General features: G+C 68.2%; 20 protein-coding genes. 14 read left to right on the forward strand and 6 right to left on the reverse strand.

Going from position 1 to position 25,460, the window contains the following annotated elements; all coding sequences use genetic code 11:
- Window positions 1-10: 10 nt before the first annotated feature.
- Together coaE and QLQ86_RS05845 are read right to left on the reverse strand one after the other, a co-directional pair.
- Entirely contained in the window at window positions 11-625 is a 615-nt protein-coding gene (gene coaE / locus QLQ86_RS05840; protein WP_282734513.1) for a dephospho-CoA kinase, read from the reverse strand.
- A gap of 42 nt (window positions 626-667) precedes the next feature.
- On the reverse strand, window positions 668-1,519 hold the full coding sequence (locus tag QLQ86_RS05845; protein ID WP_282734514.1) for a prepilin peptidase: 852 nt from the start codon (window positions 1,517-1,519) through the stop codon (window positions 668-670).
- A gap of 148 nt (window positions 1,520-1,667) precedes the next feature.
- Here QLQ86_RS05845 and nagZ point away from each other — a divergent pair, with 148 nt between their 5' ends.
- Window positions 1,668-2,681 (forward strand): beta-N-acetylhexosaminidase, encoded by a 1,014-nt coding sequence (nagZ, locus tag QLQ86_RS05850; RefSeq protein ID WP_282816205.1) that lies wholly within the window; start codon window positions 1,668-1,670, stop codon window positions 2,679-2,681.
- Between the two features lie 42 nt (window positions 2,682-2,723).
- Entirely contained in the window at window positions 2,724-3,302 is a 579-nt protein-coding gene (locus QLQ86_RS05855) for a hypoxanthine-guanine phosphoribosyltransferase (RefSeq protein WP_282734516.1), read from the forward strand.
- A 156-nt stretch (window positions 3,303-3,458) separates the two neighbouring features.
- Here the strand turns inward: QLQ86_RS05855 and QLQ86_RS05860 are convergent, their stop codons facing one another.
- Window positions 3,459-5,150 carry an AMP-binding protein gene (locus QLQ86_RS05860; RefSeq protein WP_282734517.1) on the reverse strand — a complete coding sequence of 564 codons (1,692 nt, stop codon included), beginning with the start codon at window positions 5,148-5,150 and terminating at the stop codon, window positions 3,459-3,461.
- A gap of 91 nt (window positions 5,151-5,241) precedes the next feature.
- Window positions 5,242-5,685, reverse strand: coding sequence for a MerR family transcriptional regulator (locus QLQ86_RS05865; protein WP_282734518.1), 444 nt, complete (start codon window positions 5,683-5,685; stop codon window positions 5,242-5,244).
- A 260-nt stretch (window positions 5,686-5,945) separates the two neighbouring features.
- Between QLQ86_RS05865 and QLQ86_RS05870 the strand changes: the two genes are divergently transcribed.
- The 6 genes from QLQ86_RS05870 (at window position 5,946) to QLQ86_RS05895 (ending at window position 13,445) form a co-directional block, all read left to right on the forward strand.
- Complete coding sequence (locus QLQ86_RS05870; RefSeq protein WP_282734519.1) at window positions 5,946-7,112, forward strand: acyl-CoA dehydrogenase family protein; 1,167 nt, start codon at window positions 5,946-5,948, stop codon at window positions 7,110-7,112.
- A gap of 35 nt (window positions 7,113-7,147) precedes the next feature.
- The gene (locus QLQ86_RS05875) at window positions 7,148-8,302 is read left to right on the forward strand and encodes an enoyl-CoA hydratase/isomerase family protein (RefSeq protein WP_282816206.1); all 1,155 of its coding nucleotides are present in this window, start codon (window positions 7,148-7,150) and stop codon (window positions 8,300-8,302) included.
- 65 nt (window positions 8,303-8,367) lie between these two features.
- A complete protein-coding gene (mmsB, locus tag QLQ86_RS05880) occupies window positions 8,368-9,270 on the forward strand; it encodes a 3-hydroxyisobutyrate dehydrogenase (protein ID WP_282816207.1) in 903 nt (300 codons plus the stop codon).
- Window positions 9,271-9,447: 177 nt separating this feature from the next.
- Complete coding sequence (locus QLQ86_RS05885) at window positions 9,448-10,833, forward strand: MATE family efflux transporter (protein WP_282816208.1); 1,386 nt, start codon at window positions 9,448-9,450, stop codon at window positions 10,831-10,833.
- Between the two features lie 101 nt (window positions 10,834-10,934).
- On the forward strand, window positions 10,935-12,116 hold the full coding sequence (locus QLQ86_RS05890; RefSeq protein ID WP_282816209.1) for an acyl-CoA dehydrogenase: 1,182 nt from the start codon (window positions 10,935-10,937) through the stop codon (window positions 12,114-12,116).
- Between the two features lie 123 nt (window positions 12,117-12,239).
- Window positions 12,240-13,445: a CaiB/BaiF CoA transferase family protein gene (locus tag QLQ86_RS05895; protein ID WP_282816210.1), complete on the forward strand. Its 1,206-nt coding sequence runs from the start codon at window positions 12,240-12,242 to the stop codon at window positions 13,443-13,445.
- Between the two features lie 86 nt (window positions 13,446-13,531).
- Here QLQ86_RS05895 and ppsR read toward each other — a convergent pair whose 3' ends face one another.
- Window positions 13,532-14,365, reverse strand: a complete 834-nt coding sequence (gene ppsR / locus QLQ86_RS05900) for a posphoenolpyruvate synthetase regulatory kinase/phosphorylase PpsR (RefSeq protein WP_282734525.1) — start codon at window positions 14,363-14,365, stop codon at window positions 13,532-13,534.
- Between the two features lie 271 nt (window positions 14,366-14,636).
- Between ppsR and ppsA the strand changes: the two genes are divergently transcribed.
- The 6 genes from ppsA to ggt all read left to right on the forward strand — a co-directional run bounded on the left by ppsA (window position 14,637) and on the right by ggt (window position 23,498).
- Complete coding sequence (gene ppsA, locus QLQ86_RS05905; RefSeq protein WP_282816211.1) at window positions 14,637-17,009, forward strand: phosphoenolpyruvate synthase; 2,373 nt, start codon at window positions 14,637-14,639, stop codon at window positions 17,007-17,009.
- Window positions 17,010-17,130: 121 nt separating this feature from the next.
- Entirely contained in the window at window positions 17,131-17,775 is a 645-nt protein-coding gene (locus QLQ86_RS05910; protein ID WP_282816212.1) for an anti-virulence regulator CigR family protein, read from the forward strand.
- A 119-nt stretch (window positions 17,776-17,894) separates the two neighbouring features.
- Window positions 17,895-20,303: a Lon protease family protein gene (locus QLQ86_RS05915; protein ID WP_282816213.1), complete on the forward strand. Its 2,409-nt coding sequence runs from the start codon at window positions 17,895-17,897 to the stop codon at window positions 20,301-20,303.
- Window positions 20,293-21,075 carry a universal stress protein gene (locus QLQ86_RS05920; RefSeq protein ID WP_282816214.1) on the forward strand — a complete coding sequence of 261 codons (783 nt, stop codon included), beginning with the start codon at window positions 20,293-20,295 and terminating at the stop codon, window positions 21,073-21,075. Before QLQ86_RS05915 ends, QLQ86_RS05920 begins: the two co-directional genes overlap by 11 nt.
- An 83-nt stretch (window positions 21,076-21,158) precedes the next feature.
- Window positions 21,159-21,602 carry a hypothetical protein gene (locus QLQ86_RS05925; RefSeq protein WP_282816215.1) on the forward strand — a complete coding sequence of 148 codons (444 nt, stop codon included), beginning with the start codon at window positions 21,159-21,161 and terminating at the stop codon, window positions 21,600-21,602.
- Between the two features lie 69 nt (window positions 21,603-21,671).
- A complete protein-coding gene (gene ggt, locus QLQ86_RS05930; protein ID WP_282816216.1) occupies window positions 21,672-23,498 on the forward strand; it encodes a gamma-glutamyltransferase in 1,827 nt (608 codons plus the stop codon).
- 6 nt (window positions 23,499-23,504) lie between these two features.
- Here ggt and QLQ86_RS05935 read toward each other — a convergent pair whose 3' ends face one another.
- Window positions 23,505-25,388, reverse strand: a complete 1,884-nt coding sequence (locus QLQ86_RS05935; RefSeq protein ID WP_282816217.1) for a glycerophosphodiester phosphodiesterase family protein — start codon at window positions 25,386-25,388, stop codon at window positions 23,505-23,507.
- Window positions 25,389-25,460: the final 72 nt, after the last annotated feature.

Raw genomic sequence — 25,460 nt, forward strand, 5'->3', positions numbered from 1 at the left:
GGATGACGAATCAGGGCCCGGGAGGCAAACCGACGGCTTGCCGGTACTGGCGGTCGAGCTCTGCCACCTGCGCGGCCAGGCCCGCCTCGTCGGCGGAGTTGTCGATGACGTCATCGGCGCGCGCCAGCCGCTCGGCCCTTTGCATCTGGGCCGCGACGATGGCCCGGGCCTGGGCCTCGTCCACCCCGTCGCGCGCCGCCGTGCGGGCAATCTGGGTCGCCTCGGGGACATCGATGACCAGGCAGCGGTCGACCATCGTATCCTGGCCGGATTCGAACAGCAGCGGGGAGACCAGCAGCACATAGGGGGCCCCCTGGCCCTGGAGCCGCTCGAGGTGGGCCTCCAGGCGCTGACGTATCCGCGGGTGGGTGATCCTCTCCAGCCGCTGTCGCGCCTCGGCATCGGCGAAGACGATCTCGCGCAGCGCTCGCCTGTCCAGGGCGCCGTCGGGCGCCAGGACCTCGCGGCCGAAGTGCTCGGCGATCTCGGCGAGTGCCGGCTCCCCCGGTGCCACGACCTCCCGCGCCACCTCATCGGCATCCACCCAGGGGATGCCCCGCGCGGCGAAGGCCCGCGCCACCGTCGACTTGCCCGAGGCGATGCCGCCCGTCACGCCGATGATCATCATTGCCTCCCTGTTTGGTCCATTGTTGACGCCATGCTCATCTCAATACAGCAGCCCGGTATAGAGCGCCATCAGCGGCTCGCCGGCCAGCAGGGCGATCCAGCCGGCCATCACCAGCCAGGGCCCGAAGGGCAGGGGAGCGCCGCGCAGGCGCGGGATGGCCAGCTGGATGAGGATGCCCACCACCGCCCCCGCCCCGGCGGACAGGATCAGCACCAGCGGCAGGTATTGCCAGCCGAGCCAGGCGCCGAGGGCGGCCAGCAGCTTGAAGTCGCCGTAGCCCATGCCCTCCTTGCCGGTGACCAGCTTGAACAGCCAGTAGAAGCTCCACAGCACCAGGTAGCCGGCCATGGCACCAATGACGGCCGAGGGCAGCAGCAACGGCTGGAACAGCAGCTGGTAGAGCAGCCCGGCCCACAGCAGCGGCAGGGTGAGCAGGTCCGGCAGCAGTTGGGTGCGCAGGTCGATCACTGCCATGGCCAGCAGGGCCAGGCAGGCCCCGAGGATGAACAGTGCCTCCAGGGTCGGCCCGAAGAGTGCCAGTACCGCCACGGCCAGCACGCCCCCGGCGAGCTCCACCAGGGGATACTGGGGGCTGATAGGCGTCTGGCAGCTGGCACAGCGTCCGCGACGCTTGAACCAGCCCAGCAGCGGGATGTTGTCGTGCCAGGCGATGGGGGCCTCGCAGCGCGGACACAGCGAGCGGGGCGTCACCAGGTTGAAGGGGGGGGGTTCTTCCGGCGCCAGCTCCAGGGCCTCGCGGGCCTCGGCGCGCCAGCCGCGCATCAGCATCACCGGCAGGCGGGTAATCACCACGTTGAGGAAGCTGCCCAGGCACAGGCCCAGGACGACCGCCAGGGGCCAGAGCAGGAAGGGAGGGAGGTCGGCGAGCAAGGGGTGACTCCTGTCAGGTCGGATCCGGTCCACTATTGTATCGGGGGATGGCGCCGATTGCCCGGATACTCCCGTGCCGCTCGCGGGCTGTCCTGCGCTGCGGCTTTGGTCTAGAATCGGCTCCCTTTCATCTTCCAGGGGCACGATCATGACCCAGATGCTCGGACCGGTGATGCTTGATCTGGAGGGCCAGAGCCTGACCCCCGAGGAGCGCGAACTGCTGGTGCGTCCCGAGGTCGGGGGCGTGATCCTCTTCGCCCGCAATATTGCCTCGGCCGACCAGGTCCGTACCCTGTGCGACGAGGTCCGTCGCCTACGCCCCGACCTGCTGCTGGCGGTCGACCAGGAAGGGGGGCGGGTCCAGCGGTTGCGCGAGGGCGTCACCCGCCTGCCGGCCATGGGACGCCTGGGGCGCGACTTCGCCCTGCAGCCCGAGGTGACGGTGCGTCTCTGCCAGGATGCCGGCTGGCTGCTGGGCATGGAGATGGCGGCCTGCGGCCTCGACCTCTCCTTCGCCCCGGTACTGGACGTGGACGGTGGCACTTCCAGCGTGATCGGTGATCGCAGCTTCTCCGCGGACCCGCGGGCGGTGGCCCGCCTGGGGCGCGCCTTCCTCGATGGCCTGCACGAGGCGGGCATGGTGGCCGTGGGCAAGCACTTTCCGGGCCACGGTGGCGTGGCGGCCGACTCCCACCATGAGTTGCCGGTGGATGAGCGCCCCCTGGACGAACTGCGTCGCCATGATCTCCTGCCCTTCGCCGAGCTGGCGCCCCGGCTCGATGCGGTGATGCCCGCACATGTCGTCTATCCCGACTTCGACCCGCGTCCGGCGGGCTTCTCGCCGGCCTGGCTGGGCATGCTGCGCGAAAGCCTGGGTTTCAAGGGCGTGATCTTCTCCGACGACCTGAGCATGGCCGGTGCGGCTGCCGCCGGGACGCCCGCGGAACGGGCCCGGCTGGCGCTGGCCGCGGGGTGCGACATGCTGTTGGTCTGCAACGACCGCGGCGCGGCCCGCGAGGTGCTCGACGCCTGCCAGGGGCGCCAGGCGCGTCGTGCCACGCGGCTGCGCTACGCCAGGGCCCGACCCGACCTCAAGGCGCTGGGAGCCCTGTCGCGCTGGCGCCGCGTCCATGCGCGGCTCGAGGCGATGGCCGCCGACTGAACCGCCTTTCTTTCTCTGATTCCCATCAAGAGCCGACCGACGATGTCCCGACTCGATGCCGATTCCCTGCCGTCCCTGACCGACATGCGCGACGTCATGGACAATGCCGACTGCCTCATCTCGCAGCCCGAGGTCGAACGTGCGCTGGACCGCATGGCCGACGAGATCACCCGTGACCTGGGTGACCGCCTGCCGGTCTTCTACTGCGTGATGAACGGCGGCCTGATCACCACCGGCCACCTGCTGACCCGGTTGGGCTTCCCCCTGGAGGTCGACTACCTCCACGCCACCCGCTATCGGGGTGGCCTGCGGGGCGGCGAGCTGTTCTGGCGGGTCTCCCCGGAGGTGCCCATGGCCGGGCGCCACGTGGTGATCGTCGATGACATCCTCGACGAGGGCGCCACCCTGGCCGCCATCCTCGACTACTGTCGTCAGGCGGGGGCGGCGAGCATCTCCACCGCGGTGCTGGTCGACAAGCAACACGAGCGCAAGGCGGTCCCCGGTCTCAGGGCTGATTACTGCAGCCTGGAAGTCGCCGACCGCTATGTCTTCGGCTTCGGCATGGACTACAAGGGCTACTGGCGCAATGCCCCGGGGATCTACGCGCCGAAGGGGCTGTAAGCGCCAAGCAGCCAAGCAGCCAAGCAGCCAAGCAGCCAAGCAGCCAAGCAGCCAAGAAAAACCTCCAGCAGAGTCGCCTGCTGGAGGTTTTGCGTTGTTGCCATTGACGCGGGCGAACACCAGCCTGCTCGGCGCTCGGCGCTCGGCGCTCGGCGCTTACGCCAGCCCCAGCTCGTGGGTGGCTTCCTCGCGCATCTTGAACTTCTGGATCTTGCCGGTGACGGTCATCGGGAAGTCGTCGACGAACTTCACGTAGCGCGGCACCTTGTAGTGGGCGATCTGGCCCTTGCAGAAGGCCTTGAGCTCCTCGTCGGTGAGCGACTCGCCCTCGCTCAGCTTGACCCAGGCCATCACCTCCTCGCCGTACTTCTCGTCGGGCACGCCGATCACCTGCACATCCGAGATGGCCGGGTGGGTGTAGAGGAAGTCCTCGATCTCGCGCGGATAGATGTTCTCGCCGCCGCGAATGATCATGTCCTTGATGCGCCCGACGATCGCCACATAGCCTTCGTCGTCCATGGTGGCGAGGTCGCCGGTGTGCATCCAGCCCGCCTTGTCGATGGCCTTGTCGGTCGCCTCCGGGTTGTTCCAGTAGCCGAGCATCACGCTGTAGCCGCGGGTGCAGAGCTCGCCGGTCTCGCCGCGGGCCACCACGGCGCCGGTCTCGGGGCTCACCAGCTTGACTTCCAGGTGGGGGTGGATGGTGCCCACGGTGGTGACGCGCTTCTCCAGCGGGGCGTCGGTCTGGGTCTGGGTGCTCACCGGGCTGGTCTCGGTCATGCCGTAGCAGATGGTGACATCCTGCATGTTCATGCGGTCGATCACCTTGCGCATCACCTCGATCGGGCAGATGGAGCCGGCCATGATCCCGGTGCGCAGGCTGGAGAGGTCGAAGGTCTCGAACTCCGGATGCTCCAGTTCGGCGATGAACATGGTCGGCACCCCATAGAGGGTGGTGGCCTTCTCCTCGGAGACGGCGCGCAGCGTCGCCTCCGGCTCGAAGCCGTCGCCGGGGTAGATCATGGTGGCGCCGTGGGTCACACAGCCCAGGTTGCCCATCACCATGCCGAAGCAGTGGTAGAGCGGGACCGGGATCACCATGCGGTCGGCTTCGCTGAGGTTCATGGTGCGGGCCACGAAGAAGCCGTTGTTGAGGATGTTGTGGTGGGAAAGGGTGGCCCCCTTGGGCGCGCCCGTGGTTCCCGAGGTGTACTGGATGTTGATCGGGTCGTCGAACTGCAGGCTGGCCTGGACATCGGCCAGGTGCTCGGCGGAGACCTCGTCGGCATGGGCCAACATCTGCGGCCAGGTCAGCATGCCGGTCAGGGCACGCTGCTCGTCGAGGCAGACCACCCGCTTGAGCTCGGGCAGGCGTTGGCAGGAGAAGGTCCCGGGTGCGCCGTCGCGCAGCTCCGGGGCCAGCTCGGCCAGGGTGGCGACGTAGTCGGAGGTCTTGAAGGCGCCCTGCAGGACCAGCGTCGAGGCGCCGGACTGCTTGAGGGCGTACTCGAGCTCGTGGGTGCGATAGCTGGGGTTGATGTTGACCAGTATGGCGCCGATCTTCGCCGTGGCGAACTGGGTGATGGTCCATTCGGCACAGTTGGGTGACCAGATGCCGACCCGGTCCCCCTTGTCCACCCCCAGGGCGAGCAGGGCGCGGGCCGCCTCGTCCACGGCCTGCTGCAGCGCCTTCCAGCTGTAGCGCAGCCCCTGGTGGCGGCTGATCAGGGCGTCGCGCTCGGCGAAGCGCGCCACGGTATCGTCGAAACAGTCACCGATGGTCTGGCCCTTGAGGGGGGTGTCGCTGATGCCGCTGACGTAGCTGATCGATCGATGTTGGCGTGTCATGGTGTTTCTCGTCTTGTTGTTGCCTGTGGCGGTGTGCGTGAAACGGGTAATGACGTCGTGGTTCGCGTGCGCAGGGGCGTCAGCCCATCGTTCAGGCCTCGTGGCCGAGGCTGCGCAGTACCTCCCGGGCACGGTGGTCCACGTCGTCGATCTCCATGCGCATCAGGCGGATGTCCTCCAGCTGACGCTCGAGGTTGTCGCGCTTGTCGGCCAGTATCTCCAGCAGACGCCAGAGCTGGCGCGCATTGCCGTCGGGCATGGCGTCGTACATCGTCACCACCTCGCGGATCTCGGCCAGCGAGAACCCCAGCCGCTTGCCGCGCAGGGTCAGCTTCAGGCGCACCCGGTCCTTCTCGCGGTAGATGCGCTTCTGTCCCTCTCGGCGCGGCGCCAGCAGGCCTTCCTGCTCGTAGAAGCGGATGGTGCGCGGCGTGACCTCGAACATCCTCGCCAGTTCACCGATGGTGTAGTGTCGGTGCTGGCGGGGCAGGGCCTCCTGGCTGGCCTCGTCGGCCGGGGCGGTTGGCTGTGTCATGACGTCGATCCTGTGACCGGGTGGTGAACCGGCGGTTTCCCACCTCGTCTGGCAACACTAGACGAGGTTTACGTTAACGTAAAGTGCTTGTTCGACCATGGGGTGATATGGGATAAACCTAGCAAGTGCTAGGTTGGTGTCCAGCCGGGCGAGGCGACAATGCCGCCTGGGTATCCCCGCGACCCGTCCCGGGTCAGCAGCGGCCCGGACAACAACCACAATGATGTCACCCACCCATTGCTGAACAAGAGGGATTCCCCATGGACTTCTCCCTGACCGATGACCAGAAGGCGCTGGCCGCTGCGGCCGCCGACTTCGCGAGGGCCGAGCTGGCCGAGCATGCCGCCGACTGGGACGCGCGTTCCCACTTCCCGGTGGACGTGATCCGCCGGGCGGGCGAGGCGGGGTTCCTCGGCATCTATACCCCGGAAGAACACGGCGGCCTGGGCCTGTCGCGCCTCGAGGCCTCGCTGATCTTCGAGCAGCTCGCCCAGGGCTGCATCGCCACCACCGCCTACCTGACCATCCACAACATGGTGACCTGGATGATCGCCAGTTGGGGCGACGATGCCCTGCGCGAGGCCTGGGTGCCTGCCATGGTAGCCGGTGAGGCGCTCGGCTCCTACTGCCTCACCGAGCCCGGTGCCGGCTCCGATGCCGCCAGCCTGCGCACCCGGGCGGTGCGTGACGGTGATGACTATGTGATCAATGGCTCCAAGATGTTTATCTCCGGCGCCGGGGCCACCGAGGTGCTGGTGGTGATGGCCCGCACCGGCGCGCCCGACAGCGGGGCCGGCGGCATCTCGGCGATCGTGGTGCCGGCCGATGCCGCGGGGATCGAGTATGGCAAGAACGAGGAGAAGATGGGCTGGAAGAGCCAGCCGACGCGCCTGGTCAGCTTCGACGGCGTGCGGGTGCCGGTCACCAACCGCCTGGGCGCGGAAGGAGAGGGCTTCAAGTTCGCCATGAAGGGCCTCGACGGCGGGCGCCTGAACATCGCCAGCTGCTCGCTCGGGGCCGCCCAGCAGGCGCTGACCCTGTCGCGGGACTACCTCGCCGAGCGCAAGCAGTTCGGCCGCGAGCTGTCGCAGTTCCAGGCCCTGCAGTTCAAGCTCGCCGACATGGCCAGCGAGTTGACCGCCGCGCGGCTGATGGTGCGTCACGCCGCCTGGCGCCTCGACCAGGGCGACCCCGAGGCCGCGGCCCACTGCGCCATGGCCAAGCGCTTCGCCACCGACATGGGCTTTACTGTCTGCAACGAGGCCCTGCAGCTGCATGGCGGCTATGGTTACATCCGTGAGTATCCCCTGGAGCGTCTGGTCCGTGATACACGGGTGCATCAGATCCTTGAGGGTACCAACGAGATCATGCGCTTGATCGTTGCCCGTCGCCTGCTGGCCGACGGCGTCATCGAGTCGCTCCAGTAACCCCGTTTCCTTCACCAGACCCAGGAGATCCCGGGATGTCGGACCTTGCAGTGCTCTTCGACGAGCTGCCCACCCGCAATGGCGGCCGCATCGGCGTGGCCACCCTCAACGCCCCGAAGTCGCTCAACGCCCTGTCGCTGGAGATGATCCGCCAGCTCGAGGCCAAGCTCGAAGCCTGGGCGGTGGATCGCAGCGTGGTGGCGGTATGGCTCGAGGGCAGCGGCGACAAGGCCTTCTGCGCCGGCGGTGACGTGGTGGCCCTCTACCGGTCGCTGACCGAGGAGGGCGAGAACCGTGGTGCCGGCCGCGACGGCCTCTTCGCCGAGACCTACTTCACCGCGGAGTATCGCCTCGACTACCGCATCCACACCTATCCCAAGCCGCTGATGGTCTGGGGCGACGGCATCGTGATGGGCGGTGGCCTCGGGCTGCTAGCCGGCGGCTTTCAGCGCCTGGTCACCGAGACCACGCGCATCGCCATGCCGGAGATCACCATCGGCCTCTATCCCGATATCGGCGCGAGCTGGTTCCTGGGCCGCATGCCCCCCGGAGTGGGGGCCTACCTGGGCCTGACCGGGGCCCAGCTCAATGCCCATGACGCCCTGGACCTGGGGCTGGCCGACCGCTTCATCCCGCGTGAACGCCGCGAGGCGCTGCTCGGCGCCCTGGAAGAGGCCGACTACGGCGACCGCAGCCTGCCGGCCCTGCGTGCCGGGGTTCAGGCGGTGCTCGATGACCACGAAGACCGCCGCGCCGAGCCGGATGGCCAGGTGTGGCCGCATCTCGACCATATCCAGGCGCTGGTGGGCCGGGTGGATGCCGCCACGGCCGTCAAGCGCATCCTGCGCGACACCACCGACGACGGCTGGCTCGCCGCCAACCGCACGCGTCTCGAGGCCGGCTGCCCGATGAGTGCCCAGCTGGTGTGGCGCATGCTCGAGCGTCACGCCCACACCAGCCTTGCCGACGCCTTCCGTGACGAACTCGGCCTGTCGGTGCAGTGCTGTCGCCAGGGGGACTTCGTCGAGGGGGTGCGCGCGCTGCTGGTCGACAAGGACAAGTCGCCACGCTGGCAGCATGCCAGCGTGGCCGGGGTGCCCCAGGCCGACATCCAGGCCCTGATGACCCCGCTCTGGTCCAGCGAGTCACACCCCCTGCGCGACCTCGGCGTCGGCCATCGGGTCGGATAGGGGTGGAACAGCCTCGCGCACTGCCGCCATAGCCTTCACGAGATCAACAACAAGGAGCACAACCTATGAACATCGCCTTTATCGGCCTCGGCAACATGGGCGCGCCCATGGCCATCAACCTGGTCAAGGCCGGCCATGACGTCACCGTGTTCGACCTGGTCGAGAGCGCCATCCAGACCCTGGAAGCCGAGGGCGCAAGGCGCGCCGCCAGCGCCGAGGCGGCCGCCGCCGGCGCGGACGTGGTCGTCTCCATGCTGCCGGCCGGAGCGCACGTCAGGGGGCTCTATCTGGGCCGCGACGGCGCGCCGGGGCTGCTCGATGCCCTCGACGGCAAGCCGCTGCTCGTCGACTCCTCGACCATCGCGCCGGATGACGCCCGCCTGGTGGCCGCCGCCGCCGCCGAACGCGGCTTCACCTATCTGGATGCGCCGGTCTCCGGCGGGGTGGGCGGCGCCAAGGCCGGCACCCTGACCTTCATCGTCGGCGGCGAGGCGGCTGGTTTCGAACAGGCGAAGCCGCTGCTCGAGGCCATGGGCAAGAATATCTTCCACGCCGGCGAGGCGGGCGCCGGTCAGGTGGCCAAGATCTGCAACAACATGCTGCTGGGCATCCTGATGTCGGGGACGGCCGAGGCCCTGGCGCTGGGCGTGAAGAACGGCATGGACCCGGCCGTGCTCTCGGAAATCATGAAACAGAGCAGCGGCGGCAACTGGGCGCTCAACGTCTACAATCCCTGGCCCGGGGTGATGGAGGGCTCCGCCGCCTCCCGGGACTATCAGGGCGGCTTCCTGACCGACCTGATGGCCAAGGACCTGGGACTGGCCTGGGAACTGGCGCTGGGCTCGAAGTCCACCGTGCCCATGGGCTCCCAGGCCCGTAACCTCTTCGCCCTGCACAGTGCCCAGGGCAGTGGCCAGCTTGACTTCTCGAGCATTCAGATCCTCTACCGCGAGGGCGAGGACAAGTAAGCACCGAGCGCAAGCAGCCGCTCGGCCAGGAAAAACCTCCGCAGAGTCGCCTGCTGGAGGTTTTTGCCTTGTTGCCATGGTGGCGCGCGAGCATCATCCTGCTCGGCGCTCGGTGAGCTTTGCCCTCCGTGCGGAGAGGCGGCACAATCCAGTGCCCGTTATCCGTCGAGACCCTGCATGAGCGCACCCGCCTCCCCGTCCTCACCCCCCGCGTCCCGCTCCCGTCCCGCCCGCAGCGAGCTGCTCGAGGGGCCCATCGGACTGACCCTGCTGCGCAAGAGCCTGCCGGTGGTCGGCGGCATGATCGCCATGATGAGCTTCAACCTGGTGGATACCTGGTTCATCTCGCGCCTCGGCACCGAGGAGCTCGCGGCGGTGGCCTTCACCTTCCCGGTGGTGTTCACGGTGATCAGTCTGGCCATCGGTCTGGGCATCGGGACCTCCGCGGTGGTGGCCCGCCGGCTGGGGCAGGGCGACCTCGGCACGGTGCGACGGCGAGCCACCGATGCGGCCCTGCTGGCGGTGGTGGTGGGGCTGTGCATGACGCTGCTGGGACTGGCCACCCTGGAACCGCTGTTCCGCCTGATGGGTGCCGATGACCTGCTGATGCCGCATATCCGCGACTACATGGGCATCTGGTACCTGGGGGCGGCGGCGGTGATCGTGCCGAGGGTCCTCAACAGCATCCTGCGTGCCCACGGCAATACCGCCACCCAGGGGCTGATGATGGTGTTGGCCGCCGGGACCAACGTGCTGCTGGACTGGTGGCTGATCTTCGGAATCGGGCCCTTTCCGGCCCTGGGCGTTTCCGGCGCGGCGCTCGCCACGGTGTTGAGCTGGGGCCTCATGGCCGGGGTGCTGGTCTTCCAGCGCGAACTGCGCGAGCTGTTCGACCTGGCCGGCCTGAGCTGGCGAGGCCTCGCCGGCTCCTGGCGGGAGCTCGGTCGCATCGCCGGGCCGGCGGCCCTCACCAGTGTCTTCACCCCAATCGCCCTGGGGCTGGTGACTCGCATCATGGCCGGCCACGGCCACGATGCGGTGGCGGGCTACGGTGTGGGCACGCGCATCGAGGCCATCTCGCAGATCGCCGTGCTGGCACTCTCCATGACCCTCTCGCCACTGGTCAGCCAGAATGCCGGCGCGGGCCAGCATGACCGGGTGCGCCGGGCGATCCTGGGCTGCTTCGTCTTCGTGCTGGCCTGGCAGCTGCTGGTCTGGGGCGTGCTGCAGCTGCTGGCACCCTGGCTGGTGGCCGGCTATGCCCAGCGCGAGGCGGTCGGGGGGGTGCTACGCAGCTTTCTGTGGCTGGTGCCCCTGGGGCTCGGTGCCCAGGGCGTGGTGATCCTGGCGGTCTCTTCCTTCAACGCCCTTCACCGTCCCGCCCGCGCCATGCGACTGTCGGTGGTCCGGCTCTTCGCGCTGACCGTGCCGCTGGCCTGGCTGGGCGGGCGGCTGGCCGGTAGCACCGGCGTGTTCGCCGGGATGCTCGCCGCCAACCTGCTGGTCGCGCTGCTCGCCTGGCGACAGGTCCGCGCCGAGCTTAGGCGTCAGGGAGCGCGCTGAAAGACGAGCGAGCAGGCGACGTCGTACTTGGCAGATGAGTCGGCTTGGTCTACATTTATTGAAAATGTAGAAATTGTCAGCACGCCAACCGAGGACACCCCATGAGCCAGATCACTCCCGTCACCTGGGACGATCCCTTCCGCCTCGTCGACCAGCTCTCCGAGGATGAGCGCATGGTCCTCCAGACCGCCCACGACTATTGCCAGGAGAAACTACTGCCGCGGGTACTGGAGGCCAACCGTCACGAGCACTTCGATCGCGAGATCATGAACGAGATGGGCGAGCTGGGGCTACTCGGCGCGACCATCGACGGCTACGGCTGCGCCGGGCTGAACTATGTCAGCTATGGCCTGATCGCCCGTGAGGTGGAGCGCGTCGACTCCGGCTACCGCAGTGCCATGAGCGTGCAGTCGAGCCTGGTGATGTACCCGATCCATGCCTTCGGCAGCGAGGCCCAGCGCGACAAGTATCTGCCCAAACTGGCCAGCGGCGAGTGGGTGGGGGCCTTCGGCCTCACCGAGCCGGACCACGGCTCCGACCCCGGCGGCATGAGCACCCGTGCCACCCGCACCGACGGTGGATGGCGGCTGAACGGCACCAAGACCTGGATTACCAACTCGCCCATCGCCGACGTCTTCGTGGTCTGGGCCCGGGACGACGAGGGAGTCGTCAACGGCTTCATCCTCGAGAAGGGCATGAAGGGGCTCTCGGCCCCCAAGATCGAGGGCAAGTTCAGCCTGCGCGCCTCCATCACCGGCCAGATCGCCATGCAGGACGTGGAGGTGTCCGACGAGCAGCGTCTGCCGAACGTCACCGGCCTGAAGGGGCCGTTCTCCTGCCTCAACCGCGCCCGCTATGGCATCGCCTGGGGCACCATGGGGGCCGCCGAGGCCTGCTGGCATGCGGCCCGCGACTATACCCTGGAGCGCAAGCAGTTCGGCCGCCCCCTGGCCGCCAACCAGCTGATCCAGAAGAAGCTCGCCGACATGCAGACCGAGATCACCCTGGGCCTGCAGGCCGCGCTGCGGGTCGGGCGCATGATCGATGACGGCCAACTGGTGCCCGAGGCGATCTCGCTGATCAAGCGCAATAACTGCGGCAAGGCGCTGGACATCGCCCGGGTGGCCCGTGACATGCACGGCGGCAACGGCATCAGCGACGAGTACCATGTGATCCGCCACGTGATGAACCTCGAGGCGGTGAATACCTACGAGGGCACCCACGACGTCCATGCCCTGATCCTCGGGCGCGCCCAGACCGGCATCCAGGCCTTTACCGGCTGATCTGTCAGGACCATTAAGCTGGCGGAAACGAGGGGCGCCGGGGACAAGTCGAAGAAAGTGGGGCTTGTCGCCGGATCTGCCCCGAGTGATGCAGCTATCTGCGCACTCTATCAAGGAGTCAACATGAGCGGACCGCTGGACGGCATCACGGTGCTGGATCTGTCGCGGGTGCTGGCCGGGCCCTGGGCCGGCCAGCTGCTCGCCGATCTCGGGGCGCGGGTGATCAAGGTCGAGCACCCCTCGCGCGGCGATGACACTCGTGGCTGGGGGCCGCCCTGGCTGGCCGAGCAGGATGATGCCGAACGGGTAGCGGCCTACTTCCTGTGCGCCAACCGCGGCAAGCAGTCGCTGGCCGTGGACATCGCCACCGAGGGCGGACAGGACCTGGTCAGGGCGCTGGCGAAGGGCGCCGATATCCTGCTCGAGAACTTCAAGGTCGGTGGCCTGGCCAGGTACGGGCTCGACTACCCCAGCCTGCGGGCGATCAATCCGCGCCTGATCGGTTGTTCGGTCACCGGCTTCGGCCAGGACGGTCCCTATGCCCATCGGGCCGGTTATGACTTCATGATCCAGGCGATGGGTGGACTGATGAGCCTCTCCGGCGACCCCGGAGGCATGCCCATGAAGACCGGCGTGGCCATCACCGACGTGATGACCGGTCTCTATGCCACGGTGGGCGTGCTGGCCGCCCTGCAGCAGCGCGCGCGTACCGGCCAGGGACAGCATATCGACCTGGCCCTGCTCGACGTCCAGGTGGCCACCCTGGCCAACCAGGCGCTCAACGCCCTGGTCGAAGGCCGTTCACCCGAGCGCCATGGCAACGCCCACCCCAACATCGTGCCCTATCAGGCCTTTGCCTGCGCCGACGGGCACCTGGTGCTCACCGTGGGCAACGATGCCCAGTTCGCGCGCTTCGCCGACATGCTGGGCCATCCCGAGTGGGCCGAGGATCCTGCCTACGCCACCAATGCGGCCCGGGTCGGCAACCGGGAGGTGCTGGTCTCGCTCATCCGGCCGATCCTGCTCGAGCGCGACCGCGATGACTGGCTGACCGAGATGGAGGCGCGTGGAATCCCCGCGGGACCCATCAACACCCTGACCGAGGTCTTCGACGACCCCCAGGTGCGCCATCGCGGCCTGCACAGGACCTTGCACCGTGACGATCTCGAGGTGCCCCAGGTCGCCAACCCGCTGCGTTTCGACGGCGAGCCTGCCACCAGTGAGATCGCGCCACCCCGGCTCGGCCAGGACAGCGATGCGATACTCGCCGAGATGGGCCTGACGCCGGAGGATATCGCCAGGCTCAGGCGGGCGGGCGTGGTGAGATAGCCTCAAGCAGCCAAGCAGCCAAGAAAAACCTCCAGCAGTGTCGCCTGCTGGAGGCTTTCCTGTGTTGCCATAGTGGCGCTCGGCGCTTATCGCGGCGAAAACCGCCGTGTCAGGCCGGTCTCGGCGATCATTCGGGTGGAGATCTCCTCCACGGAGAAGCGGGTGGTGTCGATATAGGGGATATGCAACTGGCGATAGAGCCCCTCGGCCTGCTCGACCTCCTGGACGCACTGGTCCATGGAGCTGTAGCGGCTGTTGGGCCGGCGCTCGTGGCGGATGGCCGCCAGCCGTCGCGGGTCGATGGTCAGCCCGAACAGCTTGTGGCGATGCGGGACCAGGGCCTTCGGTAGCTTCAGGGTGCCGTTCTCGTCCTGGTCGTCCTCGGTGAGCGGGTAGTTTGCGGCGCGGATACCGAACTGCAGAGCCAGGTAGAGCGAGGTGGGGGTCTTGCCGCAGCGGGAGACCCCGACGAGGATGATGTCGGCCTTGTCGTACTGGTGGGTGCGGGCCCCGTCGTCGTTGTCCAGGGCGAAGTGCACCGAGTGGATGCGGTCCATGTAGACGTCGTCGCGGCCGATGGCATGGGTGCGACCGACGCTGTAGGAGGAGTGGGCTTCCAGTTCCTCCTCCAGTGGCTTGAGGAAGGTAGAGAAGATGTCGACCTTGAAGCCCGGGGCCTGGCGGATCACCTCGCGTATCTGCTCGTCGACGATGGTGTCGATGATGATCGGCTGCTCGCCGTCGCGCACCGCCGTGGCCTCGATGATCGCCACCAGGGTCCGTGCCTTCTCGAGGGAGTCGATGTACGGCTTGGTGAGCATGCGGATCTCGACGCTCTCGAACTGGGCGAGCAGGCTGCGTCCCAGGCTCTCCGCGGTGATGCCGGTGCCGTCGGAGATGAAGAAGGCGGTGCGCGTCATGGCGGGTCGCTGTGCTCCGATGTGTAGGTGAGGCCCATTGTCGGTGCTGGTCGGGGCCGGGACAAGAGGCGGGTTTGCTGTCACCACTGCCCTGGCCACTACAGATACCTGGCGATTCGGCCGAGTGTTGTAAAAATCCTCCAGTGACTTCGATGTTAGACTAATGGCGAATATGGAAGGCCGCTGGTAGAGTCGCCAGCATCCCTTCATGCCCGAGTCCCCTGCGGTCCGCCGGCATGATGCATCCGTCGTCGAAATCCTGGGAGGTCTCATGGACGATTATATTCAGTGGTTCGATCAATTGGGCATGGACGATGTCGAACGGGTCGGCGGCAAGAACGCCTCTCTCGGCGAGATGATCTCCAACTTGTCCGGCGCGGGTGTCACCGTCCCCGGCGGGTTTGCCACCACGGCCCACGCCTACCGCGAATTTCTCTCCCACGAAGGGCTCAACGAGCGCATCAACAGCCGGCTCGCTACCCTGGACGTCGATGACGTGGCCGAATTGGCGAGGGCCGGCGCCGAGATCCGCCAGTGGGTCATCGATACCCCGCTGCCGCCGACCTTCGAGCGCTACCTGCGCGAGAGCTACGAGACGCTCTCGGCGATGCATCCCAGCCTCAAGGTCGCCGTGCGCAGCTCGGCCACCGCCGAGGACCTGCCGGACGCCTCCTTTGCCGGCCAGCAGGAGACCTTCCTCAACATCGAGGGTTTCGACAACATCAAGCGCGCCGTGCATGAGGTCTTCGCCTCGCTGTTCAACGACCGCGCCATCTCCTATCGTGTCCATCGCGGCTATGCCCACGAGAACGTGGCGCTCTCCGCCGGCATCCAGAAAATGGTGCGCTCCGAGACCGGCGCCTCGGGCGTGATGTTCACCCTGGACACCGAGTCCGGCTACCGCGACGCCGTCTTCGTCACCGCCTCCTGGGGGCTGGGCGAGACCGTGGTTCAGGGGGCGGTGAACCCCGACGAGTTCTATGTCCACAAGCCGACCCTGGCGGCGGGCCGCCCGGCGGTGCTTCGCCGCAATCTCGGCTCCAAGCTGATCAAGATGGTCTACACCGACGACACCAGCGCCGGCAAGTCGGTCGCCACCGTGGACGTGCCGCTGGCCGACCGCACCCGCTTCTGCATCGATGACGAGCAGATCATGGCGCTGGCCCGCCAGGCGGTGACCATCGAGGAGCACTACGGTCGCCCCATGGACATCGAGTGGGCGCTGGACGGGGACGATGGCGAGCTCTACATCGTCCAGGCCCGCCCCGAGACCGTGGTCTCCCAGCAGGAGGGCGGTAAGCTCGAGCGCTTCCAGCTCAAGGAGAAGGGGCGCACCCTGGTGGCCGGCCGAGCCATCGGCCAGCGCATCGGCCGTGGCGCGGTCAAGGTGGTGTTCTCCCCGGAAGACATGGAGAAGGTCAACCCCGGCGATGTCCTGGTCACCGACATGACCGACCCGGACTGGGAGCCGATCATGAAGCGCGCCTCGGCCATCGTCACCAACCGTGGCGGCCGCACCTGCCACGCGGCGATCATCGCCCGCGAGCTGGGCATTCCCGCCGTGGTCGGCTGCGGTGATGCCACCGAGACGCTGGACGACGGGCGCGACGTCACCGTCTCCTGCGCCGAAGGGGACACCGGGCACGTCTACGAGGGGCTGCTGGAGTTCGACCGTCGCGTGACCAGCGTCGATGCCATGCCCGAGATCCCCTTCAAGATCATGATGAACGTCGGCAATCCGGATCGCGCCTTCAGCTTCGCCAGCCTGCCCAATGCCGGGGTCGGCCTGGCACGCCTCGAGTTCATCATCAACCGCATGATCGGCGTGCACCCCAAGGCACTGCTCGAGTACGACACCCTGCCCGCCGACCTGCAGCAGACCATCGACCTGCGGACCGCCGGCTACAGCGACCCGGTGGAGTTCTATGTCGACAAGCTGGTCGAGGGCATCTCCACCCTGGCAGCCGCCTTCTACCCGCAGCGGGTCATCGTGCGCCTGTCGGACTTCAAGTCCAACGAGTACGAGAACCTGATTGGCGGCAAGCTCTACGAGCCGGGCGAGGAGAACCCCATGCTCGGCTTCCGGGGCGCTTCGCGCTACATCTCGGAGTCGTTCCGTCCCTGCTTCGAGCTGGAGTGCCGGGCGCTCAAGCGGGTCCGCGAGGTGATGGGGCTCGACAACGTCGAGATCATGGTGCCTTTCGTGCGCACCACCGAGGAGGCCCGTGAGGTGGTCGACCTGCTGGCCGCCAACGGCCTGGCCCGGGGAGAGAACGGCCTCAAGGTGATCATGATGTGCGAGCTGCCGGCCAACGCCCTGCTGGCCGAGGAGTTCCTCGAGTACTTCGATGGCTTCTCCATCGGCTCCAACGACCTGACCCAGCTGACCCTGGGCCTGGACCGCGACTCCGGCATCGTCGCCCACCTGTTCGACGAGCGGAACCCGGCCGTGAAGAAGCTGCTGGCCATGGCCATCCAGGCCTGTCACGCCCAAGGCAAGTACATCGGCATCTGTGGCCAGGGCCCCTCGGATCATCCGGACCTGGCCAAGTGGCTGATGGAGCAGGGCATCGACTCCGTGTCGCTGAATCCCGATGCGGTACTGGAGACCTGGTTCATGCTGGCCGGCGAGACCCTGGGCTGACGCCCGCTCCTGCCAGCAGTGATCGACGACACCCGGGCTTGCCCGGGTGTCTTGCTTTGTGCACGGCCCTTGCACGATGCCGGGCTAGACTGAGCGTACATGCCCCGACGAGGAGATCTGCATGAAGACCCGTTTCCCTCTTTATCCCCTGGTGGTGGCCGGTGCCCTCGGCCTGGCCCTCGCCGCCTCCCCGCTGCTGGCTCAGCCCGGCAACGGCCAGGGCAATGCCCAAGGGGCGGCGCCCTGGAAGGAGGAGGGCCAGCAGCAGCGTGGCCAGAAGAACGAGAGCCAGCGTGCCCGGGAGTCGCGTGGCCAGGGACAGGGCCAGGCGCGAGGCGAGCGGGACCGTCAGGAGTACCGTGACCGGGAGCGCGACGAGTATCGTGACCGGGAGCGCGACGAGTATCGTGACCGGGAACGTGATGAGTATCGCGATCGGGAACGTGATGAGTACCGTGATCGGGAAGGCTATCGCGACGAGGCAAGGCGGCCGATGATCGACGAGCGCGAGGTTCGCGAGATCTTTCGCAGTCGGCGTGAGTATCTCCAGCATGAAGACCGCGACAGCCTGCCGCCCGGCATCCGCATGAACCTGGAACGCGGCAAGCCCCTGCCTCCCGGCATTGCCAGGAACTTCGACGAGCGCGTGAGGCGAGACCTGCCCTACTACGAGGGCTATGAATGGCGCCGTGTAGGCACCGATGCCGTGCTGGTCGACCTCACCGACGACATCATCCACGAGGTGATCCAGGACATCCTGCGATGATCGCCCCCGGCGGGCACGCCGTTGCTCGCCGACGCTCCTGCGCCCGCTCTCCTTGATCTCCATCAGGCACGACCCGTCGCCTTGTCTCATACTGCCCGTGTCTGCAAAGGAGAACTGCCATGGTGGAACCCCTTGGGGTGGCACAGGTGTACCGGACCTGTCCGACCGATGCCTTCGATTTCGAGGTTACCAGTGAGCTCGAGTCGCTGGACCTGCTCGTCGGCCACGAGCGTGCACGGGATGCATTGAGCTTCGGCACCGCGATTCGCAGCGACGGCTTCAACCTCTTCGTGCTGGGCCAGCCCGGGCACGACCGACACAGCCTGGTGGGCAGCTTCCTCGCCGAGAAGGCCCGGGGCGCCTCGCCCCCCCGTGACTGGTGCTATCGCTACAACTTCGACGATCCGGCCGTGCCGCTGGCCCTCTCGCTGCCGCCCGGCCTGGGGCGTCAGCTGCGCACGGACCTGGAGGCCCTGGTCGAGGAGCTGCGCAGCGCCATCCCCGCCGTGTTCGAGAGCGAGGAGTACCAGAACCGTCTTCACGAGCTCAAGCAGGCCATGGGCGAGCGCCAGCGTGACGCCGTCGAGGCCGTGCGACGCGAGGCCCGCGAGCACGATATCCTGCTGCTCTCCACCCCCAACGGCTTCACTTTCGCGCCGGCCGAGGGCGACAAGATGATGGCGCCGGAGGCCTTCGAGAAGCTGCCGAAGGACGAGCGCGAGCGCATCGAGGCCACGGTCGAGATCCTGCAGCGCAAGCTGACGCAGGCGATCCGTCAGATGCCTCGCCTGGCCAAGGCGCTGCGCGACCAGGCCAATGCCCTCAACGCCGAGATGCTCGAGTCCGCCATCGGCGCCCCCCTGGACGAGCTCAAGGAGCGCTATGCCGAGCACGCGGGAATCCTGACCCACCTCGATGCCATCCGCGAAGCGATCCTGTTCAATGTCGACTCCTTCATCGCCGATGAGCCCGACATCCCGGCGGAGGCGGTGTTCAGCCGCTTCCAGGTCAACCTGTTGGTGGACAATGCCGAGGCGCAAGGGGCGCCGGTGATCTACCAGGACCTGCCCACCCATCAGCACCTGGTGGGTCGCATCGAGCACCATGTGCACAACGGCACCCTGCTGACCGACTTCTCGCTGATCCGGGCCGGTGCCCTGCATCGCGCCAACGGCGGCTACCTGGTGCTGGACGTGCGCGGCGTGCTCACCCAGCCGGGGGCCTGGGAGACCCTCAAGCGGGTGCTGAGAGCCGGCGAGATCCGTACCGAGTCGCTGGAGCAGGCCTATGGGCTGATCAGTACCGTGACCCTCGAGCCGGAGCCGGTCCCGCTGGACGTCAAGATCGTGCTGCTGGGCGAGCGCCTGCTCTACTACCTGCTCTGCGAGCACGACCCCGAGTTCCTGGAGCTGTTCAAGGTACAGGCCGACCTCGAGGACGAGCTCGACCGTGACCCCGAGCACGAGGCCTTCTATGCCCAGGTGGTGGCGACCCTGGCCCGCGAGGCGGCCCTGCGCCCGCTGGACCGCAGCGGCGTGGCCGCGGTGATCGAGCGGGCCAGCCGCCTGGCCGACGACCAGCGCAAGCTGACCGCGCGTCACCGCGACCTGCATGACCTGGTGCTGGAGGCCGACCACTGGGCCGGGGAGGAGACGGCCACGGTGATCGCCAGGCGCCATGTCGAGAAGGCGGTCAGCCAGCAGCTCTGGCGGGCGGGTCGCATCCGCGAGCGCAGCCACGAGATGATCACTCGCGGCACCATGCTGGTCGCCACCGAGGGGCGCGTGGTCGGCCAGGTCAACGGCCTCTCCGTGCTGCAGCTGGGCGAGTATGCCTTCGGCCAGCCGTCGCGCATCACCGCCACGGCGCGTCCCGGCAGCGGCCAGGTGGTGGACATCGAGCGCGAGGCGCGCATGGGCGGGCGTATCCACTCCAAGGCGGTGATGATCCTGTCGCGCTACCTGGCCACGCGCTACGCGGGCGAGGAGCCGCTCTCGCTCTCCGCGAGCCTGGCCTTTGAACAGTCCTATGGCGGCGTCGAGGGCGACAGTGCCTCGGTGGCCGAGGTGTGCGCCCTGGTCTCGGCCATCGCCCGGGTGCCGCTCGACCAGGCCTTCGCCGTCACCGGCTCCATCGACCAGCATGGACGGGTCCAGGCGGTGGGCGGCGTTAACGAGAAGATCGAAGGGTTCTTCGATGTCTGTGCCGCCCGTGGCGACCTCGTGGGACAGGCGGTGATCCTGCCGGCGACCAACGTCGAACACCTGATGCTCAAGGCCGAGGTTCGCGAGGCGATCGAGCAGGGGCGCTTCCGCGTCTTCGCCGTGTCACGGGTGGACGAGGCACTGGAGCTTCTCACCGGCCTGCCCATCGGTGAGGCCGATGCCCAGGGGCACTTCCCCGAGGGTAGCCTGGATGCCCGCGTGGCCGAACGGCTGGTGCATTTCCGCGAGGTGGTGAAGCACGCTCGCCAGGAGGAACAGGGCGGCGATGGGAACGGACACGAGGAGCAGGACGATGAACGCTGACGAGTCCCGGCCAGACCCGGGGGGGCAGACGCGGGATGACGAGATCCCGGTGGTGCGGGTGCTGGCGCTGCTCGATGCATCCCGACACAGCCTGGCGGCACTGGCCGCCGCCGTGGACCTCGCGGTGACGCGCCACGCCGAGCTGGTGGCGCTTTACGTCGAGGACCAGGACCTCCTGGGGAGCGCCGGCTTCCCCTTTTCCCGGGAGATCGGCGCCGTCTCGGGGCGGGTGCGCCGACTGTCGAGGACCGATCTCGAGGCCGGCATGGCGCGTCAGACCCGGCGCGTGACCGAGGCCCTGGATGCCGCGGTGGCCGGCCGGGAGCTGCGGCACCAGTTGCGGGTCAGTCGCGGCCGGGTGATCAGCGAGGCGTTGTCGCTGGCCGGCCCGGGGGACCTGCTGGTGCTCGGCAAGGCCGGGCTCTCGGGCCACTGGGGCGTGCGGCTGGGCTCCACCAGCCGGGCCCTTATCCTTGAGGCGCCCTGCACGGTGATCATCTGGGACGAGCGCCTGTCGCTGGCCCGCGGCCCCCTGCGCACCCTGGACGGTCCCGGTGCGGGGGGCGAGTTCCCGCCCGTTCCCGAGGCGCTGACTCGCCTGTTCGACGGCAGGGAGACCCTGCAGGCGAACGATGCCCGGCAATTGGAGCGGCAGCTGGCCCACGTGGACAACGGCGCCCTGCTGCTCCATCGCCCCCAACTCGCCCACCTGGCCGACCAGGATGCCGACCTGCTGGCCCGCTTGCCGATCCCGGTCATCGTGGTGCCCTAGGGAATCAGAACGATCCTGGCCCACGAGGCGGCGAGAATTTGGCAAGATAGCACCTCCAACGAGCCGAAGAGGGATCTGCCGGGATGGCATACTTGCTGGTGATGGGGGGCCTGGCGCTGTCCGTCTGCTTCACCCTGGGGTGGGGCCTGGTCTGCGCCACGCGCTGGCTGGCGGGCCGGCTGCCGGGCGCGGGCCGCCAGCCATCGCGGCGCGCGGCGCGCCGTGTGCCCAACAGGCCCAGGGCCGCTGCGCGGACCAGCGCCCGGAAGACCGCGCCCGCCAAGACGCCGACGGAGCCATGGCGCCTGACCCGCTGGCTGGCCCAGTGGCGTTCTCCGCTGCCGCTGGGCCTGCTGGCCCTGCTGCTCTACGGGGGCAGCCGCCTGGCCGAATACGGCATGGCCTTCCGGCCGCAGGCCGCCCCCGGCGAGTTCCATGGCCTGGTCAGCTCTCTGGGCTGGGCCGCCGCCGCCCTGCTGATCCTCGCCTGTCTGAACCTGCTGGCTCTCTGGCGCTGCCGCCGGTAAGGGTGGCGACGACCGGGCCGGACTCACCTATGCTGTCATGACCCCGAATCGAGACAAGGAGTCATGATCATGGCCATCCCCAACGCTTGCCGTCGCTCGGCATCCCTGCTGTTACTCCTCTCCCCGCTGCTGCTGTCCCCGGCGGCCCTGGGCGAGGTGGACTTCCAGTACGAACGCCCGGAGATCGCGCCGGAGACGGCGTCCGGTAGCGAGGAGAAGCCCGGCTGGGCCACCGAGACGTTCGCCGTGGCCGCGGCCAACCCCCTGGCCACCGATGCCGGCTACCAGATCCTCAAGGCGGGAGGCTCGGCCATCGACGCCGCCATCGCGGTGCAGATGGTGCTCACCCTGGTCGAGCCCCAGTCCAGCGGCATCGGCGGCGGTTCCTTCCTGATGTACCACGACGGCGAGGAGGTCAGGGCCTACGACGGCCGCGAGACCGCGCCGTCCTCGGTGGAGGAGGGGCTCTTCCTCGACGCGGATGGAGAGCCCCTGGCGTTCATGAAGGCGGTGGCCAGCGGTCGCTCGGTCGGCGTGCCGGGAACCCTGCGCATGCTGGAGATGGCCCACGATGCCCATGGTCGCCTGCCCTGGGCAGAGCTCTTCGAGCCGGCCATCACCCTGGCCGATGAGGGATTTCCCGTCAGCCCCCGGCTGCATCGTAGCCTGGCCGGCACCGAGGCCCTGCGCGAAGACGACAGGGCATCGGCCTTCTACTTCACCGAGGAGGGGGAGCCGCTGCCGGAAGGGCACATGCTCAAGAATCCGGCCCTGGCCGTGATCTTCGAGCGGATCGCCAAGGATGACAGCTCGGCGCTGCACACCGGGGAGATCGCCGAGGACATCGTGGCGCGGGTGCAGAACCACCCCGGGATTACCGGCACGCTGAGCCTCGAGGACCTGGCCACTTACTCCGCGAAGGAGCGTGAGCCGCTCTGCACCGACTGGCAGGACTACCGGGTATGCGGCTTTCCGCCGCCTTCGTCGGGCCACCTGACGGTGATGCAGATCCTCGGCACCCTGGAGCAGCTCCCTCCCATCGAGGTCGGCCTGGAGGACGACCTGCCCGGCGTCGACTGGCTGCACCGCTTCCTCGAGGCCTCGCGGCTGGCCTTCGCCGACCGCGGGCGCTATATCGCCGACCCGGACTTCGTCGAGGCGCCCGGCGGGGACTGGTCGCTGATGCTCGACCCGGACTACCTGGAAGAGCGTGCCGACCTGATCGAGGAGGGACAGAGCATGGGCAGTGGCGGTGCGAGCCCGGGCAACCCCGGTGCCCTGGCCACTGCCTGGGCCGTGCAGCCCATGCAGCCGGAATACGGCACCAGCCACATCAGCATCGTCGACGAGCACGGCAACGCCCTGGCCATGACCAGTTCCATCGAGCAGGCCTTCGGCGCGCGCATCCTCTCCGATGGGGGCACCGGCATGCCGGGGGGCTTTCTGCTCAACAACGAGCTGACCGACTTCTCCTTCACCCCGACGGATGACGAGGGCACCCCCATTGCCAATCGGGTGGAGCCCGGCAAGCGCCCCCGCTCCAGCATGAGCCCGACGCTGGTCTTCGACCGGGACAGTGACGAGTTGGTGGCGAGTCTCGGTTCGCCGGGGGGCGCGGCCATCATCCACTACACCGCCCGCTCGCTGGTGGCGATGCTCGACTGGGGCCTGGATGCCCAGCGCTCGCTGGACCTGCCCCATGCCATCACCCTGGGCGGGCCGGTCTACCTGGAGGCGGGACGCTTCCCGCCGGCCACTCAGGAGGCCCTTCGCGAGCGCGGCCACAAGGTGGAGGAGCGTGAGCTGACGAGCGGTCTGCAGGCGATCCAGCGGACCGAGGAGGGCTTCTTCGGTGGCGCCGATCCGCGCCGTGAAGGGGTCGTGATGGGGGATTGAGCACGCCTAGCCCCGCAGCCAGTTACGCAGCTTGACCAGCAGCAGGGCGCCGTCGCCCAGGTGGCGGCGCTCGGCGATCAGCGCGGCCAGCATGGCCGGCCGGTCGGTGATGATGCCGTCCACTCCCAGGTCGATCAGCTGGGACATCCGGGTGCGATCGTTGATGGTCCAGGCGTGCAGTTCATAGCCGTAGTACCCGGCGAGGCGGACCTCCTCCTCATCGATGCGGTTGTGGCGAAGGGCCAGGGCATCGAAGCCCCGGCGCTCCAGTGTGCCCGACATCACCAGCTGGGCCAGCAGGGTGGTGCGCAGGCGGGGCGCGCGCAGCGTGACCTCGCGCAGCAGCCAGGGCGACATGGCGGCCACGCGCATCTCGCCCATGACATCCGGATCGCCACAGGCCAGGGCGGTCACCCGGTCCTCGGCGCGGTGACGGCACGCGCGGCGAAGTTCCCTCTCTCTCTCCAGGGCGTCGATGACTGCGTCGACCAGCTCGAGTTCGCTGCCGGGGTCGGGCTTGAGCTCGATCATCAGGCTGGAGCGTCCGCGCACCGCCGCCAGCACCTCGTCCAGCCCCGGGATGCGCTCGCCGATGAAGGGGTCACCGAACCAGCTGCCCACATCCACCTCGGCGAGGTCAGATCGCGGCAGGGCTCGGACACTGCGGTCGTCTCCGGCCAGTCGTCTGAGGCTCTCGTCATGGTAGAGGACTACCTCGCCGTCACCGGTGAGGCGCACGTCGATCTCGATGCCATCGGCCCGGTCCCGAATGGCCTGTTCCACCGCGGCCAGGGTATTTTCCGGCGCCTTCAGCGAGCTGCCGCGGTGGGCGATGATGGCGACCTCGTCGCGGATCTCGAACCGGTTGACGATCAGCCAGGCCTGCCCGATGGCGAACAGCACGACGGCGAGCTCGACGGCCCAGGCCAGGCGCCCGGGGTGGGTGCCGGGTGGGGGTGGCTTGGGCTTCGGCTCGCGATGGGCCAGGCGAAGGTAGAGGCAGGTGGCCTGCAGGGCGTTGGCGGCGATGCCGCCGAAGGTGATGGCCAGGGCGATCAGCAGGTAGGCGGTGAGGTAGGCGAGCATGGCCGGGACCAGCACCGCGTTGCGCTCGGGGAGCCACCACAGCAGCGGCGTGACGACCCGGTCGAACAGCGCCGTGGCCAGCAGCGGCAGCATGACGATGCCCAGCAGCAGCAGGACCACCGCCGCGGCGATGTGGCGGCCCCGGCCTCGGGTCAGCTGCATGCTGCGCGCCAGGGCCGCCGGCGGCGAGAGTTCCTCCAGGGTCAGCACCGGCAGGGCCAGGTGCCAGCGGACATAGAGGCTGCCGGCGAGCAGGAGCCAGACCAGAACCGGCACCAGACCGGTGCCGAGAAAGGCCCAGAAGGCGGGGGGACGCACGCTCTGCACGAAGTAGGGATCCAGCCCCCCCAGGAAGAGCCCATGGAGCCAGGCGAGGCTCAGGGCCAGCGGGACCAGCAACAGCAGCTGGGCCCCCACCTGCAGCACCACCAGGCCGCTGATGGCCGGCAGCCGCCGCAGGGTGGCCCAGAGGGCCTCGAAGGCCAGGCGGACATGGTGGTCCCGGGGCCGGACCGCCACCAGGATCATGCCGGATTGCTGCAGGTAGAGCACCAGGAAGGTCAGGCCGACGGCGGCCAGCAGCCAGAACAGGCCCCCGGGGCTCATCAGCAGGGTGATCAGCTCGTTGTTGGTGATCACCGGTCGGCCGAACTGGGCGAGCAGTCCCGAGAGGGTCCAGCCCACGGCCGGAAGCAGCAGGCTCGAGGCCAGCAGGGTAAAGAAGAGGTGATAGGCAATCAGCGGACGCAGATGCTCGCGCAGCGTGCGCAGCACGTCGCCGCTCAACCGTGACATAGGCAGCATGGACAGGCGCGTGACGGGAATCAGGCGTCAGGGTGACACCGCTAGCCCGTCACGGGCAAGTGCCTGTTACCG

The organism is Halomonas rhizosphaerae (genome assembly GCF_030012485.1).
Taxonomy (GTDB): Bacteria; Pseudomonadota; Gammaproteobacteria; order Pseudomonadales; family Halomonadaceae; genus Halomonas; species Halomonas rhizosphaerae.

Excerpts from the sequence above, each read along its gene's own strand:
- QLQ86_RS05870 (WP_282734519.1), top strand. The coding sequence starts at position 5,946 with ATGGACTTCTCCCTGACCGATGACCAGAAGGCGCTGGCCGCTGCGGCC.
- QLQ86_RS05855 (WP_282734516.1), top strand. The coding sequence starts at position 2,724 with ATGTCCCGACTCGATGCCGATTCCCTGCCGTCCCTGACCGACATGCGC.
- QLQ86_RS05895 (WP_282816210.1), top strand. The coding sequence starts at position 12,240 with ATGAGCGGACCGCTGGACGGCATCACGGTGCTGGATCTGTCGCGGGTG.
- QLQ86_RS05890 (WP_282816209.1), top strand. The coding sequence starts at position 10,935 with ATGAGCCAGATCACTCCCGTCACCTGGGACGATCCCTTCCGCCTCGTC.
- QLQ86_RS05920 (WP_282816214.1), top strand. The coding sequence starts at position 20,293 with ATGAACGCTGACGAGTCCCGGCCAGACCCGGGGGGGCAGACGCGGGAT.
- QLQ86_RS05875 (WP_282816206.1), top strand. The coding sequence starts at position 7,148 with ATGTCGGACCTTGCAGTGCTCTTCGACGAGCTGCCCACCCGCAATGGC.
- coaE (WP_282734513.1), bottom strand. The coding sequence starts at position 625 with ATGATCATCGGCGTGACGGGCGGCATCGCCTCGGGCAAGTCGACGGTG.
- QLQ86_RS05860 (WP_282734517.1), bottom strand. The coding sequence starts at position 5,150 with ATGACACGCCAACATCGATCGATCAGCTACGTCAGCGGCATCAGCGAC.
- nagZ (WP_282816205.1), top strand. The coding sequence starts at position 1,668 with ATGACCCAGATGCTCGGACCGGTGATGCTTGATCTGGAGGGCCAGAGC.
- QLQ86_RS05935 (WP_282816217.1), bottom strand. The coding sequence starts at position 25,388 with ATGCTGCCTATGTCACGGTTGAGCGGCGACGTGCTGCGCACGCTGCGC.
- mmsB (WP_282816207.1), top strand. The coding sequence starts at position 8,368 with ATGAACATCGCCTTTATCGGCCTCGGCAACATGGGCGCGCCCATGGCC.
- QLQ86_RS05865 (WP_282734518.1), bottom strand. The coding sequence starts at position 5,685 with ATGACACAGCCAACCGCCCCGGCCGACGAGGCCAGCCAGGAGGCCCTG.
- ppsR (WP_282734525.1), bottom strand. The coding sequence starts at position 14,365 with ATGACGCGCACCGCCTTCTTCATCTCCGACGGCACCGGCATCACCGCG.
- QLQ86_RS05910 (WP_282816212.1), top strand. The coding sequence starts at position 17,131 with ATGAAGACCCGTTTCCCTCTTTATCCCCTGGTGGTGGCCGGTGCCCTC.
- ggt (WP_282816216.1), top strand. The coding sequence starts at position 21,672 with ATGGCCATCCCCAACGCTTGCCGTCGCTCGGCATCCCTGCTGTTACTC.
- QLQ86_RS05925 (WP_282816215.1), top strand. The coding sequence starts at position 21,159 with ATGGCATACTTGCTGGTGATGGGGGGCCTGGCGCTGTCCGTCTGCTTC.
- QLQ86_RS05885 (WP_282816208.1), top strand. The coding sequence starts at position 9,448 with ATGAGCGCACCCGCCTCCCCGTCCTCACCCCCCGCGTCCCGCTCCCGT.
- ppsA (WP_282816211.1), top strand. The coding sequence starts at position 14,637 with ATGGACGATTATATTCAGTGGTTCGATCAATTGGGCATGGACGATGTC.
- QLQ86_RS05915 (WP_282816213.1), top strand. The coding sequence starts at position 17,895 with ATGGTGGAACCCCTTGGGGTGGCACAGGTGTACCGGACCTGTCCGACC.